Origin of the sequence: Streptomyces sp. NPDC001663, from assembly GCF_042893105.1 — a bacterium.
GTDB lineage: Bacteria > Actinomycetota > Actinomycetes > Streptomycetales > Streptomycetaceae > Streptomyces.
Genome location: NZ_JBIAUR010000019.1, coordinates 201,273 through 217,683 on the forward strand (window position 1 = coordinate 201,273; position 16,411 = coordinate 217,683).

The window sequence follows — 16,411 nt, forward strand, 5'->3', positions numbered from 1 at the left end:
GCTGCGACGGAGTTTGTTCCCGCAGCGACCGGGCAGATGGAATTTCGTGCTTCGGACCGGAGGCGCGTCAGCGGGAGCGGTATGGCTGCCCGGCCCTCCAGTCGGTCCGGGCGCACCCTTCCCGCGGTAAGTCCCTGAAACCACTGTTCAGGAGCGATTCCGCATGCTTATCGACATGTCGACAAGCGGTTCCGGCACGGAGAACCGTCCGACCGCACCCACCGCACGCAAGCACGACGACGCCCCCGACACGGCGGACCGGTTCGCCCGCCTCGCACACCTGGCCGACGGCCCGGAGCGGGACGCGATCCGCGACGAACTCGTCGCCGCCTGGCTGCCCATGGCCCACCGCATCGCCGGCCGGTTCCGCGACCGCGGCGAGGCCGTGGAAGACCTGCGCCAGGTCGCGGCACTGGGCCTGATCAAGGCGGTCGACCGGTTCGACCCCGAGCGGGGAGCCTTCGAGAGTTATGCCGTGCCCACCATCACCGGCGAGGTCAAGCGGCACTTCCGGGACCGTATGTGGGCTCTGAGGGTGCCCCGCCGGGTCCAGGAACTGCGCAACAAGGTGCGCGTGGCCCGCCGCGAGCTGACCCAGACCCCGGGCAGCCCGGAACCCTCCGTGGCCGACATCGCCGCCCACACCGGCCTCACCGAGGAAGAAGTGAACAGCGGCCTCGAGGCCCTCGAGAGCTTCAGCACCCTGTCGCTGGACGCCGAACTTTCGGGCGAGGACGACGGCTACCGCCTCGCGGACACCCTCGGCGCGCCGGACTCCTCGTACGACGTCGTGATCGACCGCGAGTCCGCCAAGGAAGGCCTGCGCCGTCTGCCCGAACGCGAGCGCACCATCCTCTACATGCGCTTCTTCGAGGACATGACACAAAGCCGGATCGCCGACCAACTCGGCATCTCCCAGATGCACGTCTCCCGCCTCATCAGCCGCAGCTGCGCCCGGGTGCGCGCCGAGGCCATGGGCCAGAACAGCCGGCGCAGTGACCGTCGGCGAGCGGTCGCGGCCTGAGCCCCCGAGCGAACGAGGAGTGAGACCGATGCTGATCCCTCATCCCGCCGTTCTGCGCAGGCTCGTCGAGGAGTACGAGGCGGTGGTGGCCGAAGAGGCGGAGACGGGAGGGGGCTGGGCGAGCCCGAGGGCACAGGACCTGGCGTACACCCTGTGCGTGTCGACCGGCACGCGGGATGTGCGGCGGGCCCTGGCGGCGGCCCACCGGCTGCTCGCGACCACACCCTCTTCCCGAGCACAGACGAACGAGATCGGAGCTACATGACAGAGCCGGGACACGGAGCGGCGGACGAGGCGCCGGAGCATGACGAACTGGCGCGGCTGCGGGCGGAGTTGCGCGACCTGCGCGCACGGGCCCGCGTCCATCCGCTGATCTCCCAGGCCCAGGGCATCCTGCAGGAGCGGTACGGGCTGCTTGACGGGGACAGCGCGTTCGCGCTGCTGCAACGGGCCTCGCAGCGGTACAACGTCAAGCTGCGGACGCTCGCGGGCGTCGTGGCCACCGCCCCGCGCCCGGACCCGCGGGAAAGGCTGTGGTTCCCGCGGCGCGTGCGCCAGCCGGAGCCCGCCCTGCGCTTCGACCCCGAGCACCGGCCCGACCCCGGCAACCGCGGTGCCGTCCTGGGCGCCGTACTGAGCCAGACCCTCGCCGTGGTCGGCGCCGGCATGGGCAACGTCCAGGTGGCCGACCGGGCCAGGCGCGGACTGCTCATCGAGAAGCACACCGGCCTGAGCGCCGACTTCGTCGACTTCTTCGGATACGTCGGCGAGGACGGCACCTCCTGCGCGCTGGCCGCCCGGGAGGTCACCCAGGTCACCGTCCGGGACGTGGAGTCCGACCCGGTCTTCACCGAGTCCGCCCGGGCGGCGATCCTCGCGGCCGGCAGCCGGGCCTGTCACAGCGTCCCGCTCACGACGACCTCGGGCCTGTGCGTGGGCATGGTCTCCGCCCATTTCGAGGGCACCCTCGACGGGCTGACCAGGACCCAGCTGAAGAACCTCGACGTGGTCGGCGCCGACGGCGGCAGGTGGCTCGCCTGGCACGACCGCACGGTGGTCCTGGACGCCCTTGAGCACCTGCACGCCCTGGGCCGCCGCACGCGGGGCACGCGGATGCGCAGGTCATGACGAGAAGGCCGTGGTGTGCCCGGTCCGAGCCGGGGCATCCGGATCCCAGGAGGTCCACGTGAACTCCAGTGCCACGGCGCGCACCGGCCGGCTCGAGGCCGAGCGGGTGGCGCGCGGCTCGGTGACCGAGGCCGCCGCCCGCGCGGGTCTCACCGCACGCGGTGTCATCTACCTGCTGGTCGGGGTCCTGGCCCTGCAGATCGCCTTCGGCGACGGCGACCGGCAGGCGGACCGCGGCGGCGCCCTCGCGGAACTCGCGAAGCAGCCGTTCGGCGCCGTCCTGCTGTGGGCCCTCGGCCTCGGCCTGGCGGGCATGGCCGTGTGGCGGCTGTCGGAGGTCGTCTTCGGCTCGGTCGGCCCGGACGGCCGCAGCGCCGGAAAACGGCTGCTCGCAGCCGGCCGCTGTGCTTTCTACGTCGTCGTCGCCTACTCCGTGCTGACGTTCGCGGCGGGCCCGCACAGCGGCAGCGGCGGATCCAGTGACGAGCAGTCCCGCGACGTCACGGCCAGGGTCCTGGACCTGACCGCCGGGCAGTGGCTCGTGGGCGCGGCCGGGGCCGGTGTCGTCGTGGCGGGCGTGTGGATCGGCGCCCGGGCCGTGCGGCGCGACTACCGCGACAAGGTCAAGCTCGGTGAGATGGCGCCGTGGGCCCGGCGGCTGACGGACGTCACCGGAGTGGTCGGCGGCGCGGCTCGTGGCCTCGTCTTCGCGGCCGCGGGAACCTTCGCCGTCCGCGCCGCGGTCGACTACCGGCCGGACAAGGCCAAGGGAGTGGACGACACCCTGCGTTCCTTCGCCCACACCCCGCTCGGGCCGTGGCTGCTCGCCCTGATCGCGGCCGGTCTGGTGCTGTTCGGGGTGTTCTCGTTCGCCCTGGCCCGCTGGCGCCGGGTCTGAGAAGCGGATCTCGGGGAACACGGACCGGATGAGCGAATCCGAGTTTCCCCCGGAACACAGGCCCGTCGACGTCTACCTCGGTCTCCTGCGCACCCGGATGGACACGGAGGACTACCGGCAGCTGCTCGGCGTGGTCGAACCGGTCCTGCGGGCGCTCGAGGAGCAGCGACTGCCCGCGCTGGACTTCGCGCTCGACGGCGACCGTACGGAAGGCCTGTCCCAGGAGGTCCGCGACGAGGCCGCCCTGGTCATCGCCGCAGCCGTCACGGGCCGGCTGGACAACGAGGTCGTCGAGATCGACCTCGAGGAGACCGGCCCGGTCAGAGTGATCACCGACGCGGACACCGCCGCCGACCCGGCACGGCTGGGCGAGATCGCCGACTACCTGCTGGAACGCCACCGGCAGAACGAGGAGCTGCGCGGCATCGCCGAGGTGAGCGACCTGCCCACCGACTTCTGAGCGCCGTCACCGCTTCGGCGCCGCCACCGGTACCTTCAGCGGCCGGGCCAGGCCCACCACGGCCTCGTCCAGGCGCTGCAGATGCCGCAGCACGCGGTCGGTGATGCGCCCGTAGCGGGAGCTGCCCGGCACCTCGGACTCCAGGAGGGCCGCGATGCTCGCCCCTGTCTCGACCTCGACAGCGGCCCGCCCGTCGGCGACGCGCGCGCCGATCGCCGAGATGTTGCGCAGGATCCGCTGCCCGGCCCTCCGCAGCCGGGGATCCGCCGCGATCGAGGGATGCGTGGGCAGCAGCTCGGCCATAGCGGCCAGCGAGCGGGAGTGGTAGGCGCAGGTCTCCAAGAGCGCGACCACGTAGCGGGCGGTGTTGCGCCGGGTCCGCAACGGGGTGACCGGATGGGTGAGCGGCTGCGTGGCGGCCCGCAGATCGGCCAGCGCCTGGTCCAACTCGCGCGCCTTGTCGAGCAGTTCGGCCGGGTCCCCGCCGCTGAGCTGCTCCACGGCGGCCTCGGTGACATCCCCGAGCCGCTCCAGCACGGTGACCAGGAGGTCGTTCGTACGGCGGTCCGTGTGCACCGGCAGCACAAAGGCCGCCGCGATCACACCGCAGGCCGCGCCCAGCGCCGTCTCCTCCACACGCAGCACCAGCACCGACAGGCTGTAGGTGTGCAGCAGGGTGTACAGCACGCCCAGGGCGGCGGTGACGAAGAACGACATCAGCGTGTACGACAGAGGTGCCGTGTAGAACATCGCGAACACGCACAGCAGCACCAGCGCGAACGCCGTCCACGTGTGGTGCCCGACCAGGCCCGCCAGCAGCAGACCGGCCACGACACCGAGCACCGTGCCCAGCAGTCGCCGGTAGCCCTTGACCAGGATCTCGCCCGTGGAGGCGGTGTTGATGAACACGATCCAGCAGGTCAGCACCGCCCAGTACCAGCGCTGGCTGGAGAGGAACTCGCCCCCGACGATGGCCAGCGCCGATCCGACCGCCACCTGCACGGCGGCACGCGTGGTCGCCCGGCTGAGCCCCGTCGGCTCCTCCTCGGCCTCCTCGCCCGCGTCGATCGCCGCATCCTCGGCGTCCAGCTCCTCCCGCGAGCGGGCCGTCGACGGGGTGTCGTCCGAGTCGTCCTGCGGTCCGTCGAGCGCGATCCGCAGCCCGAGCACCGCGCGAGCCGCCTCGCCGATACCGCGGAACACGTCCTGGACGGCGGGCGACGCCTTCGGCAGGTTCTCCTCGTCCCGGTAGCCGAGGAGCCGGTTGCGCAGCTGGGCGAGGCCGGAGCCGGTGTCCTCGGCGACGGGCCGCAGCACGAGCAGCCGTAGCGCCTCCAGGTCGCGGCGCAGAGTGACGGTCGCCTCGTCCCGTACGGGCAGATGGCCGCCCGGCGGCACGGGCGCACCCGGCAGATGCAGGGTCAGCGTGTCCGCCCGCTCGGCGCTGCGCGCGGTCAGGATCAGCAGACCGAGCCGCTCGGCGGCGATCTCGGCGTCCGCGATGCGGCGCTGCACCAGCCGGGCCACGGCCTCGTCGGCGGTGCCCTCCTCCAGACGGCCCTGGATCATCATGGCCGACTCGTTCAGACGCGCGGTGCCGTCGCGTGCCGCCTGCAGGGCCTTGTCGATCTCGTCCGGGCCGGCGTCGAGCAGTTCCAGCTGCGCGGACACCAGCTGGGCCAGCCGGGCGCGGAAGGCGTCGCGCAGCCGGTCGAGGATCCCCGTCGGCGTCTCCGGCACGAGCGCGAAACGCACCACGGCGCTGGACGCGAAGGCGATCGCGATGACCCCGTACAGCTGCGGCAGGGCGGAGACGGTGGCGCCGACGAACAGGGACAGGAAGTAGATCTGGAAGCCGATCAGCCCGAGCGCCGTGCCGCGGTCGCCGAAGCGGCGGGCGTAGACCGCGCAGAAGATCAGGGCGACGAAGATGAGGTCGCCGCCCACCACCCGGGAGTGCAGCAGCGCGCCCAGCGACACGGAGGCCAGCGCCACCGGAAGACCGAGCGCGAGCGTGACGGCCTGCTGTGTTCGCTGCTTCTCCCGGATGGCGAAGGTGGCGACCATCGCCGCGATGGCGCCCGCCACCAGATGGCGTACGTCGTCCGCGAGCAGGGAGAGCACGGCCAGCGTGAGGGCGATGGCCCCCACCGTCCTGAGGCCGGCGGTCAGGCGCAGCAGCCCGGGATCGGAGGCCGCGACGAGATCGCGCAGCCGCGCCCGGACCGACCCACCCGCTGCCCTCACGCCGCCGTACTCACTCCCGTTTCACGTCATGATCCGGATCTCAGCATGACACGGCGCGACCGGACCGCCGCCACCCGCCTCACTCCTTGAGATCCCTCGCCTCGCAGTGCGCCCGCACCTCTTCCGGCGTCATGTAGGCGTCGGTGAACTCGAAGTCCTTGAGCCGTGCGGCCTTGCGGGACTGGAAGCCGGTGCGCACGAAGTCGTCGCCGGCGATCGCGTTGAGCGTCCAGTTCGTCGCCACACGGACCTTGGCGACGTTGGTGCGCAGCGCCATCCAGTGGTAGCCGCGGGCGGCGACCTGGGCGGGCAGACCGCGCAGTTCGATACCGAGCGGCTTGGAGACGGCGTCCTTGCCGCCGAGGTCGACCACCAGACCGAGGTCCTTGTGGACGTACGGCGTCAGGGGCTTGCCCCGCAGGGTCGCGATGACGTTGTCCGCGACGTGCTTGCCCTGCCGCATGGCGTGCTGCGCGGTGGGCGGGCAGACCGCCGCCTCGTCGTCCTTGGCCTTGTCCGGTACCGCGGCGGAGTCGCCGAGCGCGAACACGCCGTCGTGGCCCGGCAGGTTCATCTCGGCGCCGACCGCGAGCCGGCCCCGCACCGTCTCCGCGCCGAGCGTGGCGATGAGCGGGCTCGCGACGACACCGGCGGTCCAGATCAGGGTCCGGGTGGGGATCACCCGGCCGTCGGTGAAGGTCACTTCCTCGGGGCCCGCCTTGGCGATGGAGACGCCCAGCGAGACGTCGATGCCGCGCCGCTTGAGGATCTCCTGGGCGCTGCGGCCGAGCTTGTCGCCCAGTTCGGGCATCAGCTTCGGGGCGATGTCGATCAGATGCCACTTGATCAGCGCCGGGTCGATGCGCGGGTAGCGCTTGACCGCGGCGTGCGTGAGCTTCTGCAGACAGGCCGCGGTCTCGGTGCCGGCGTATCCGCCGCCGACCACCACGAACTGCAGCCGCGAGGCCCGCTCCGCCGGGTCGTCGCTGGCGTCGGCCAGGTCGAGCTGGGAGATGACGTGATCGCGGATGTACGCGGCCTCGGCGAGGGTCTTCATCCCGAAGGCGTGCTCGGTCAGACCCGGGATGTCGAAGGTGCGGGTGATGCTGCCGGTGGCCAGCACGATGTAGTCGTACGGCTCGTTGACGATCTGGTCGGTGATGGTGCGGATGACGCAGACCTTGGCCTTCAGGTCGACGCCGATGGCTCCGCCCGGAATGATCCGGGTGCGGTACTTCTTGCTGCGGCGCAGCGACACTGCGATCGACTGGGGCGTCAGCACGCCGGAGGCGACCTGGGGCAGCAGCGGCAGATAAAGCTGGTAGGCGAACGGCGTCACCAGGGTGACGTCCGCCTCGTCCGGCGCGAGTTTCCGCTCCAGCCGGCGCACACACTCCACGCCGGCAAAACCTGCGCCCACCACCAGGATCCTGGGTCGTGTCACGGTGTTCATCCCTTTCTGCGGCTCCAGGCGGCCTGTGTCCAACGCCCTTCGCCTGCCCTGGATCTCTGCTCCCACCACATCGATCCCACCGTTGTCCCGGCCGTTGCGCCAGCCGGACGCGGCAGGCAGACGAACGCGTCGAGCACAACCATGCCCGCCCACGTCCGGAAACGCACCGGGCGGGAGTGAACGTTTTGGATCACATATTTCACGGGTGCGGTCAGAGGTGTTCAGCGGAAGACGTTGTCCGCTTCGTCCCAGCTCGACAGTTCGTCCGGCACCTGCTGCCGCGGAGCGCGCGAGCGCGCCTGGTACATGGCGTCGATCTCGAAGGCGTAGTGCTTCACGATCGCGTCCCTGCGCAGCTTCATCGACGGCGTCATGAGCCCGTTGGACATGTCGAACTGCTCCGCCAGCACCCGGAAGACCCGGATCGACTCCGTGCGCGACACCGCGCTGTTGGCCGCGGCCACGGCCCGTCCGATCTCCTCTCGCAGCGCGTTCTCCTCGCGGGCCTCCCGGCTCGGCGTGTCGCTCTGCAGCGACAGTGAGCCGCGCCAGTACGCCAGGAACTTCGGGTCGAGGGTGATCAGCGCCCCGACACAGGGGCGGTTGTCGCCGACGATCACCGCCTGGTGGATCAGCGGATGCATCCTCAGACGCTGCTCCAGGGCGGCCGGCGCCACGTTCTTGCCGCTGCTGGTGACGATGATGTCCTTCTTGCGGCCGGTGATCGTCAGATAGCCCTCCGAGTCGAGCCGCCCGAGATCCCCGGTGGCCAGCCAGCCGCCGCGCAGGGCGGACCGCGTCGCGGCCTCGGCGTTGATGTAGCCCTGGAACACCGAGGGCCCGCGCACCAGGATCTCGCCGTCGTCGGCCACGATGATGTCGTTGCCCGGCAGTGCCTGCCCGACGGTTCCCGACATCTCCCGCCCCAGCGGCTGTGCGGTGACACCGCCGGAGGCCTCTGTGAGGCCGTACCCGTCGTTGACGTAGATCCCGATGCCCTCGTAGAAGAGGGAGAGTTCGCGGCTGAGGGGCGAGCCGCCGGACGTCGCCCGGACCACCCTGCCGCCGAGCGCGGCCCGCAGCTTGCGGTACACCGTCCGCTCGAACAGGGCGTGTTGCAGCCGCAGATCGAATCCGGGACCCGAACCGCCGCCCAGCCGCTGCCGCTCGAGGGCCGCGGCGAAGTCCCGCGCCGTGTCCGCGGCCCGCGAGAACAGAGCGCCCCGGCCCGCCTCCTGTGCGGCTCTCAGGAAGTTCTTGTAGATCTTCTCCAGGAGCGAGGGAACCGCGCAGAGGTACGTGGGGCGGAAGGAGCGCAGGGACGCCACGAGGGCTTCCTCGGTCATCTCGGGTTCATGGCCCATCAGCATGCCGCCGCGGATGCACAGGCTCTGCACCAGCAGGCCGTAGACATGGGAGAAGGGCAGGAAGGCCAGTACGGTCGCCTGGCGCTCGCCCGGTGGGATCACGGTGTGGCCCCAGCCCCTGAGGAGCGTGTCGCAGGGGCTCGCCAGGTTGCGGTGGCTGAGTGCGCAGCCCAGCGCGCGGCCGGTGGTGCCGGAGGTGTAGGTGATGGCGGCGGTGGAGTCCGGCAGCACGATGCGGCGCAGCGAGTCGACCGTGGCCAGCGGGATGAACGCGCCCCGCTCGACCAGGTGGGCCATGGCCCCCGCGTCCAACTGCCAGACGTGGCGCAGCAACGGCAGCGATCCGCACACCGAGCCGACCGTCATCACCGCCTGCTCGTCCTCCACCACCACGGCCACGCAGCCGGCATCGCGCAGGATCCACTCGACCTGGTCGCGCGAGGACGTCGGATAGATCGGCACCATCTCTGCGCCCACCGCCCAGAGCGCGTAGCTGAGCACCGTCCACTCGTAACGGGTGCGCGCCATGATCGCCACGCGGTGACCCGGTGAAATGCCGGACGCGACCAGCCCCTTGGCCAGCTCCACCACCTCGTCGCGCACTTCCACGGCGGTCACTTCCTCCCATGTGGTGGAGGAGGGATCGGCGCGGCGTGCGAGCAGCGGAAGGGTGGGATCGAGGGCAGCCATGTCGAAGAGGCTGTCGGCCAGCCCGCCGGTCAGTGGCGAAACGGTGGGGGGAGCGAGGGCGACGTCGCGCATGCGCTGCTCCTGATGTGTACGGAGGGTGACCCCGCCGACGAGTTCCGTTGTCGACGGTGCTCGAATCTAGCCCAGGTGGGTGCGGATGGTGACCGGAACGTGCGATCCCGTGATGATCTCGGAACGTTCGGGGGACACCGGGTGAACCTGATGTTCCGAGACGTGCCGTTTCACGCCTGTGTGTGGCGCGCGCACTCCGTGACGACCTCCCGCAGACTCCCCTTCCGCGCCAGCAGTTCGCGCTGGATGCGGGCGCCGGTGCCGCCGTCGAGCAGCCGGGAGCAGCCGGCTTCGGCGCGCTCCAGGTCGCCGCTGTCGGTGAGTGCGTCGCCGACGTGCTCCAGCAGTGCCCGCACCACGGTCTCGGCAGGCAGCCGGTGCATGGTCGCCGGGTGCAGCAGCTCGTCCCCGAGCCCGGAGCGTGCGGCCCGCCACGCGGCCAGCCGCAGCAGGCTCACGCTGTGGTCGACGGGCTCGCGGCCCGCCCGCCAGTCCCGCGCGGCGGTCTCCACGAGTCCCCGGGCCAGCGTGGCGATGAGCACCGCCGTGCCGGCGTGCAGGCACACGTCCGCGACCCGGACCTCGACCGTCGGATACTGCTGGGACAGACGGGCGTCGAAGTAGGCCATCGCCTCGTCGAGGATCACCCCGCTGGCGACCATGTCCGCCACCCGCCGGTGGTAGCGCTCCGGCGACCCGAACACCTCGGTCGGTCCGGCCGACGGCCAGCGCTGCCACACCCGGCTGCGATAGCTGTCGTAGCGCGTGTCCCGGCCCTGCCAGAACGGGGAGTTGGCGCTGAGCGCGGCCAGCACCGACAGCCACGGCCGGATGCGGTCGAGGACTGCGACACCCTCCTCGTCGGACTCGACGGCCACATGGACATGGCAGCCGAGCACCAGCTGCTGCTGCTCGGCGATGCCGTACTGCTCCGCCATCCACTGGTAGCGGTCACCCCTGGTGACGGACGGGCTGACGGGCAGCGGCGAGGTGGCGAGCGCGGCCACCGTGCACCCGAGGTTCCCGGCATGCCGGGCGGCCTCCCGCCGGCAGCGGACGATCTCCGCGCTCAGGTCCGCCATGTCGGACTGGGGATGCGTGTTGAACTCCAGCATCTGGTTGTACAGCTCTTTCTCGAACACGCCCCCGCACCTGTCGTCCTGCGCCGCACGGGCCAGCACCGCGGCGGAAAGCGCCTTCGGCTCCCCGGTGTCCGGGTCCACCAGGAGGAGTTCCTCCTCCACTCCGACGGTGCGCACCTGAGGCCGCCTTTCTGTGGCGTGGCTGCGGCTCGACGAGCACCGGGTACCCAATCGACCGGTCACGCCAACGGGGTCAGCCAGACCGTTGCGAGCGGCGGCAGGGTGAGCGTGATCCTTTCCTCCTCCGGCTTGAGATCGTCCGCGTTGGTGACGTCGCTGCCGCCATAGCACGCGGAGTCGGTGTTGAGGATCTCCCGCCAGACGGGGATGTCGTCCGGGACCCAGAGGCGGTAGTCGTGCCGTACGACGGGGGAGAGGTTCGAGACCGCGAGCAGCGGGGCGCCGTCGGCGGCGAAGCGCAGGAACGCGAAGACGTTGTCCTCGGCGGCGTCCCCCATCACCCACTGGAAACCGGACGGCCGGGTGTCCTGTTGCCACAGGGCGGGTGTGCGGCGGTAGACGGTGTTGAGATCGCGGACCAGGTCACGGACCCCGCGGTGATCTGCTGCCGCGCCATAGCCGTCGGCGACCACCCACCAGTCCGGGCCGTGTTCCTGGGCCCACTCCGAACCCTGCGCGAACTCCTGCCCCATGAACAGCAGTTGCTTGCCCGGGTGGGCCCACATGAAGCCCAGGTAGGCGCGGTGGTTGGCGCGCTGCTGCCACCAGTCGCCCGGCATCTTCGACACCAATGCCTGCTTGCCGTGCACCACTTCGTCGTGCGAGATGGGCAGGACGTAGTTCTCGCTGTAGGCGTACACCATCGAGAACGTCATCTCGTTGTGGTGGTACTTGCGGTGCACCGGCTCGTGCTCGATGTAGCCGAGGGAGTCGTGCATCCAGCCCATGTTCCACTTCAGGCCGAACCCCAGGCCGCCGCTGTCGGTGGGGCGCGTCACCCCGTCCCAGGCCGTGGACTCCTCGGCGATGGTCACCACGCCCGGGGCCCGCCGGTAGACGGTCGCGTTCATCTCCTGGAGGAACGCCACGGCGTCCAGGTCCTCGCGGCCGCCGTGCACGTTGGGCGACCACTGGCCCGAGTCGCGCGAGTAGTCGAGGTAGAGCATCGAGGCGACCGCGTCCACGCGCAGTCCGTCGATGTGGAACTCCTCGCACCAGTAGACGGCGTTCGCCACAAGGAAGTTGCGCACCTCGGTGCGCCCGAAGTCGAACTCGTACGTCCCCCAGTCCGGGTGCTCGGCCCGCCGCGAGTCTCCGGGCTCGTACAGCGGGTCCCCGTCGAACCGGGCCAACGCCCAGTCGTCCTTGGGGAAGTGGGCGGGCACCCAGTCCATGATCACGCCGATGCCGGCCCGGTGCAGCGCGTCCACCAGGTACTTGAAGTCGTCGGGCGTGCCCAACCGCGAGGTCGGCGCGTAGAAGCCGGTGATCTGATAGCCCCAGGAACCGTCGAAGGGGTGCTGGGCGACCGGCATGAACTCGACGTGGGTGAATCCCAGGCCGGCGACGTACGGCGGTAGCTGCTCGGCGAGTTCGCGGTACGTCAGCCCGGGTCGCCAGGACGGGAGATGGACCTCGTAGACCGAGAAGGGCGCCTCGTGCACCGGGACGTCGCCCCGGTGCGCCATCCACTCGGCGTCCCCCCACTCGTAGTGCGAAGCGTGCACGATGGACGCCGTGTCCGGCCGGACCTCCGCGTACCGCGCCATCGGGTCGGCCTTGAGGAAACGGCCGCCGTAGCGGGACGTGATCTCGAACTTGTAGTGCGCGCCCTCCCCGATGCCGGGCACGAACAGCTCCCACACGCCGGACGCGCCCAGGGACCTCATCGGCAGCGCGGTTCCGTCCCAGCACGTGAACTCCCCGGCGACGCGCACCCCTTGGGCGTTCGGCGCCCACACGGTGAACCGGGTGCCGCTCACGCCCTCGTGGACCATGGGCTCGGCGCCGAGCGCCTTCCACAGCTGCTCGTGCCGGCCCTCGCGGATCAGATGGAGGTCGAGCTCACCGAGGGCGGGCAGGAAGCGGTACGGGTCGGCCGCCTCCTGCTCGCCGTCCGCGTACGTCACCGCCAGCGTGTACGCGGGGATCTCCTCCAGCGGCAGCACAGCGGAGAACAGGCCGTCGCCCTCCGAGGTCAGCTTCTGCCGCTTCCCGTCGACGACGACGCTCACCGCTCGGGCGTACGGGCGCAGGGCGCGGAACGCGATGCCGCCCGGCACCGGATGGGCGCCCAGCAGCGCGTGCGGGTCGTGATGCCGGCCGGTGAGCAGGCGTTCGCGGTCGCCGGGGTCCAGCGGAGGCGCCGTCCCTCGGGGGCCGGACGGCTCGGGGAGCGAGGTGTCACGCAGGGCCATCTCTTCAGCCTCCTCTTACGGCGAGACGTTCGATCGCCGCCATCGGTACGGGGAGCCAGTCGGGGCGGTGCCGGGCCTCGTAGAGCACCTCGTACACGGCTCGGTCGGTCTCGTAGGCACGCAGCAGCCCGTGTTTCTTGCGCGGGTCCCAGCCGGCGCGGTCGGCATAGCCCGCGCAGTAGGCCTCCCGGCAGCGGCGCGCCCACTCGGGGCGCCACGGGCGGCGCTGCCGGGCCGCGTAGTCGAAGGAGCGCAGCATGCCGGCGATGTCGCGCACCGGGGACTGGGCGCTGCGCCGCTCGGCGAGCGGGCGGGAGGGCTCGCCCTCGAAGTCGATGACGAACCAGTGCCGGCCCGCCCGCAGCACCTGCCCCAGGTGGAGATCACCGTGGATGCGCTGCGCGGGCGGCCCGGGATCGCAGGCGACGAGCGCTCCGAAGGCGGTGCGCAGTCCGGGTACGTAGGGGCGCAAGGCCGGCACGCAGTGCGCGGCGGCATCCAGGCGCTCGGTCATCACGGCCGCCGTCCGCCCGCTCTCGTCGTGGGCCCCGGCCGGAAAGGCGGCGCCCAGCGCGAGATGCACCTCCGCGGTGGCCTGCCCCAGCTCGTGCGCCTGCGCGGTGAAGTCGTCGCCGGCGGCGAGCGCCTGCAGGGCCAGCGCCCAGCCGTCGGAGGCGTTGCGCAGGAACGGCTGCAACACGCCGAGTGTCGCCTCCTGCGGATGCGTCGTCCGGAACCACGCCACGGGCGCCGGCACCCGGCCGCACCCCTGCTGCGCCAGCGCTTCCGACACTTCCAGGTCGGGATTGACGCCGGGCTGGATGCGGCGGAACACCTTGAGGATGAACTCGTCGCCGTACACCAGCGAGGAGTTGGACTGCTCGGCCTCCAGCACCCGCGGCACAAGGCCGGCGGGCACTGGGACGGATGGGTCGGCCTCGAAGCGCAGCGGGCCCGCCGCTCCCGGGTGCCGCAGCCGCTCCAACAACAGCTGCGCCGAACGGGGGTCCTGAAGGGCGTCGTACACCGTGAGACCGGCCAGCGGACCGGCCGTCGCCCTGCCGATCAACGCCCGCCCCAGCCGCGGCGAGAGGTGTTCGCGCACGCCGAGCAGCAGTTGGTAGCAGTCGCCGGACGGTGAGCCGCCGCCCGGTGCGGGCATTCCCGACTGACCGGCGTGGACCAGCAGATGCAGACAGCCCGGGAACAGCTCGGTCATGGAGAGCAGGCCGAGGTCCGTGACCGGCCGGTCCTTGCCCGCGAACCAGCGCTGCCGCGGGAGCCACTCGCGCAGCAGCCCGGCCAGCGAGGCCATGGGCCCGGTGGCGACGGTACGTCTGGAGCGCAGCGATGCGGTCTTCTGCACGGTCACGCGTCCTTTCGTCGGCGTGCTCAAGGTCGGCGGCCGATGCGGGATGCGACTCGGGTGAGCCGGAACCAGTAGAAGCCGTGGCCGGCGAGGGTCAGCAGGTACGGCAGCTCTCCGATCGCGGGGAAGCGCACCCCGCCGATGAGCTCCACGGGATGGCGTCCGTCGTAGGCACGCAGATCGAGCTCGGTGGGCTGCGCGAACCGGGAGAAGTTGTTCACGCACAGGACGAGGTCGTCGCCGTACTCGCGCAGGAAGGCCAGGACCGCCGGGTTCGACGATTGGAGTTCTGTGAAGGAGCCGAGTCCGAAGGCGGGGTTCTGCTTGCGGATCTCGATCATGCGGCGGGTCCAGTGCAGCAGGGAGGACGGGTCGGACATGGACGCCTCGACGTTGGTGACCTGGTAGCCGTAGACGGGGTCCATGATGGTCGGCAGGAACAGCCGTCCGGGGTCACAGGACGAGAAGCCGGCATTTCGGTCCGGTGTCCACTGCATCGGTGTGCGTACGGCGTCCCGGTCGCCGAGCCAGATGTTGTCGCCCATGCCGATCTCGTCGCCGTAGTAGAGGATCGGCGAGCCGGGGAGGGACAGCAGCAGGGCGGTGAACAGTTCGATCTGGTTCTCGTCGTTGTCCAGGAGCGGGGCGAGCCGCCGCCTGATCCCGATGTTGGCGCGCATACGCGGGTCTTTCGCGTATTCGGCCCACATGTAGTCGCGTTCCTCGTCGGTGACCATTTCCAGGGTCAGCTCGTCGTGGTTGCGCAGGAAGATGCCCCACTGGCAGTTCGAGGGGATGGCCGGGGTCTTGGCGAGGATTTCCGAGACCGGGTAGCGGGATTCCCGTCGTACGGCCATGAAGATGCGCGGCATGACCGGGAAGTGGAAGGCCATGTGGCATTCGTCCCCGCCGCTTTGGTAGTCGCCGAAGTAGTCGACCACGTCTTCGGGCCACTGGTTGGCCTCGGCCAGCAGCACCGTGTCCGGATACATCGCGTCGATCTCGCGGCGTACGCGCCTGAGGAACTCGTGGGTGGCGGGCAGGTTCTCGCAGTTGGTGCCCTCGGCCGCATACAGATAGGGCACCGCGTCGAGGCGGAAGCCGTCGATGCCCAGGTCCAGCCAGAAGCGGAGGGCGGCCAGGATCTCCTCCTGTACGGCCGGGTTCTCGTAGTTGAGGTCCGGCTGGTGGGAGAAGAAGCGGTGCCAGAAGTACTGTCCCCGGACCGGGTCGAAGGTCCAGTTGGAGGCCTCGGTGTCGACGAAGATGATCCGTGCGTCCGGGTACTGCTTGTCGTCGTCGGCCCAGACGTAGTAGTCGCCGTAGGGGCCGTCGGGGTCCTTCCTCGACTCCTGGAACCACGGGTGCTGGTCGCTGGTGTGGTTCATGACGAAGTCGATGATCACGCGCATGCCGCGCTGGTGTGCGGCGTCCACGAACTCCACGAAGTCGGCCAGGTCACCGAACTCGGGCAGCACCGAGGTGTAGTCGGAAACGTCGTAACCGCCGTCCCTGAGCGGTGACTTGAAGAAGGGCGGCAGCCACAGACAGTCCACGCCCAGCCATTGGAGGTAGTCGAGCTTGGCGGTGATGCCCTTGAGGTCGCCGACGCCGTCGCCGTTGCTGTCCTGGAAGGACCGGACGAGGACCTCGTAGAAAACCGCACGCTTGAACCACTCCGGGTCCCGGTCCTTCGCGGGAGTGTCCTCAAAGGTGTCCGGGACGGGCTGGTTGACAGTCATGACGCTCTGACCCTCCGATCGGTGGCTACGCGGACGAACGCTGGATATGGAGCACGTGTGCCGGGGCCCGCCCGGGCTCCAGGCGCACATAGCTGTTCCTGCCCCAGTGATAGGTCTCACCCGTCAGTTCGTCGTGCGCGGACATGAATGCGTGCCATTCCAGGCCGAGTTGCGGCATGTCCAACGAGACCGTGGCCTCCTGGGTGTGGTGAGGGTCGAGGTTGACGACGACGAGAACCGTGTCCTGGCCCGTGGTCTTGCTGTACGCGAGGACCATGTCGTTGTCGGTGGGGTGGAAGCGGAGGTTCCGTAGCCGCTGGAGGGCTGGATGGCGCCGCCTGATCGAGTTGAGTTTGGTGATCAGGGGGGTGATGGTGCGGCCCTCGCGTTCGGCCGACTCCCAGTCACGCGGGCGGAGTTGGTACTTCTCCGAGTCCAGGT

At 70.6% G+C, this 16,411-nt stretch carries 13 protein-coding genes; 5 read left to right on the forward strand and 8 right to left on the reverse strand.

Annotated elements, in window-relative coordinates:
- The first annotated feature begins 163 nt into the window (after positions 1 to 163).
- Genes ACFY1L_RS45175 through ACFY1L_RS45195 form a run of 5 tightly spaced genes read left to right on the forward strand, consistent with a single transcriptional unit; the run spans position 164 to position 3,510 of the window.
- On the forward strand, positions 164 to 1,024 hold the full coding sequence (locus ACFY1L_RS45175; RefSeq protein ID WP_388839032.1) for a SigB/SigF/SigG family RNA polymerase sigma factor: 861 nt from the start codon (positions 164 to 166) through the stop codon (positions 1,022 to 1,024).
- 28 nt (positions 1,025 to 1,052) lie between these two features.
- On the forward strand, positions 1,053 to 1,289 hold the full coding sequence (locus ACFY1L_RS45180; protein WP_388839036.1) for a DUF5133 domain-containing protein: 237 nt from the start codon (positions 1,053 to 1,055) through the stop codon (positions 1,287 to 1,289).
- Entirely contained in the window at positions 1,286 to 2,152 is an 867-nt protein-coding gene (locus ACFY1L_RS45185; protein ID WP_388839039.1) for an ANTAR domain-containing protein, read from the forward strand. Before ACFY1L_RS45180 ends, ACFY1L_RS45185 begins: the two co-directional genes overlap by 4 nt.
- 58 nt (positions 2,153 to 2,210) lie before the next feature.
- On the forward strand, positions 2,211 to 3,050 hold the full coding sequence (locus ACFY1L_RS45190; RefSeq protein WP_388839042.1) for a DUF1206 domain-containing protein: 840 nt from the start codon (positions 2,211 to 2,213) through the stop codon (positions 3,048 to 3,050).
- A 28-nt stretch (positions 3,051 to 3,078) separates the two neighbouring features.
- On the forward strand, positions 3,079 to 3,510 hold the full coding sequence (locus tag ACFY1L_RS45195) for a hypothetical protein (RefSeq protein WP_388839045.1): 432 nt from the start codon (positions 3,079 to 3,081) through the stop codon (positions 3,508 to 3,510).
- A 6-nt stretch (positions 3,511 to 3,516) separates the two neighbouring features.
- Here the strand turns inward: ACFY1L_RS45195 and ACFY1L_RS45200 are convergent, their stop codons facing one another.
- The 8 genes from ACFY1L_RS45200 to ACFY1L_RS45235 form a co-directional block, all read right to left on the reverse strand.
- Positions 3,517 to 5,757 carry an FUSC family protein gene (locus ACFY1L_RS45200; protein WP_388839048.1) on the reverse strand — a complete coding sequence of 747 codons (2,241 nt, stop codon included), beginning with the start codon at positions 5,755 to 5,757 and terminating at the stop codon, positions 3,517 to 3,519.
- Positions 5,758 to 5,836: 79 nt separating this feature from the next.
- Positions 5,837 to 7,210, reverse strand: a complete 1,374-nt coding sequence (locus ACFY1L_RS45205) for an NAD(P)/FAD-dependent oxidoreductase (RefSeq protein ID WP_388839050.1) — start codon at positions 7,208 to 7,210, stop codon at positions 5,837 to 5,839.
- 221 nt (positions 7,211 to 7,431) lie between these two features.
- Positions 7,432 to 9,339, reverse strand: coding sequence for an AMP-dependent synthetase/ligase (locus ACFY1L_RS45210; RefSeq protein ID WP_388839053.1), 1,908 nt, complete (start codon positions 9,337 to 9,339; stop codon positions 7,432 to 7,434).
- 170 nt (positions 9,340 to 9,509) lie between these two features.
- On the reverse strand, positions 9,510 to 10,598 hold the full coding sequence (locus tag ACFY1L_RS45215; RefSeq protein WP_388839055.1) for a glutamate--cysteine ligase: 1,089 nt from the start codon (positions 10,596 to 10,598) through the stop codon (positions 9,510 to 9,512).
- Positions 10,599 to 10,660: 62 nt separating this feature from the next.
- Positions 10,661 to 12,859 (reverse strand): 1,4-alpha-glucan branching enzyme, encoded by a 2,199-nt coding sequence (gene glgB, locus ACFY1L_RS45220; protein ID WP_388839058.1) that lies wholly within the window; start codon positions 12,857 to 12,859, stop codon positions 10,661 to 10,663.
- 4 nt (positions 12,860 to 12,863) lie between these two features.
- Positions 12,864 to 14,225, reverse strand: coding sequence for a maltokinase (locus ACFY1L_RS45225; RefSeq protein WP_388839061.1), 1,362 nt, complete (start codon positions 14,223 to 14,225; stop codon positions 12,864 to 12,866).
- 26 nt (positions 14,226 to 14,251) lie between these two features.
- Positions 14,252 to 15,970 carry a maltose alpha-D-glucosyltransferase gene (gene treS / locus ACFY1L_RS45230; RefSeq protein ID WP_388839064.1) on the reverse strand — a complete coding sequence of 573 codons (1,719 nt, stop codon included), beginning with the start codon at positions 15,968 to 15,970 and terminating at the stop codon, positions 14,252 to 14,254.
- A 25-nt stretch (positions 15,971 to 15,995) separates the two neighbouring features.
- Positions 15,996 to 16,411 (reverse strand): alpha-glucosidase C-terminal domain-containing protein (locus tag ACFY1L_RS45235; RefSeq protein ID WP_388839066.1); only part of this gene is annotated, 416 nt, incomplete at its 5' end.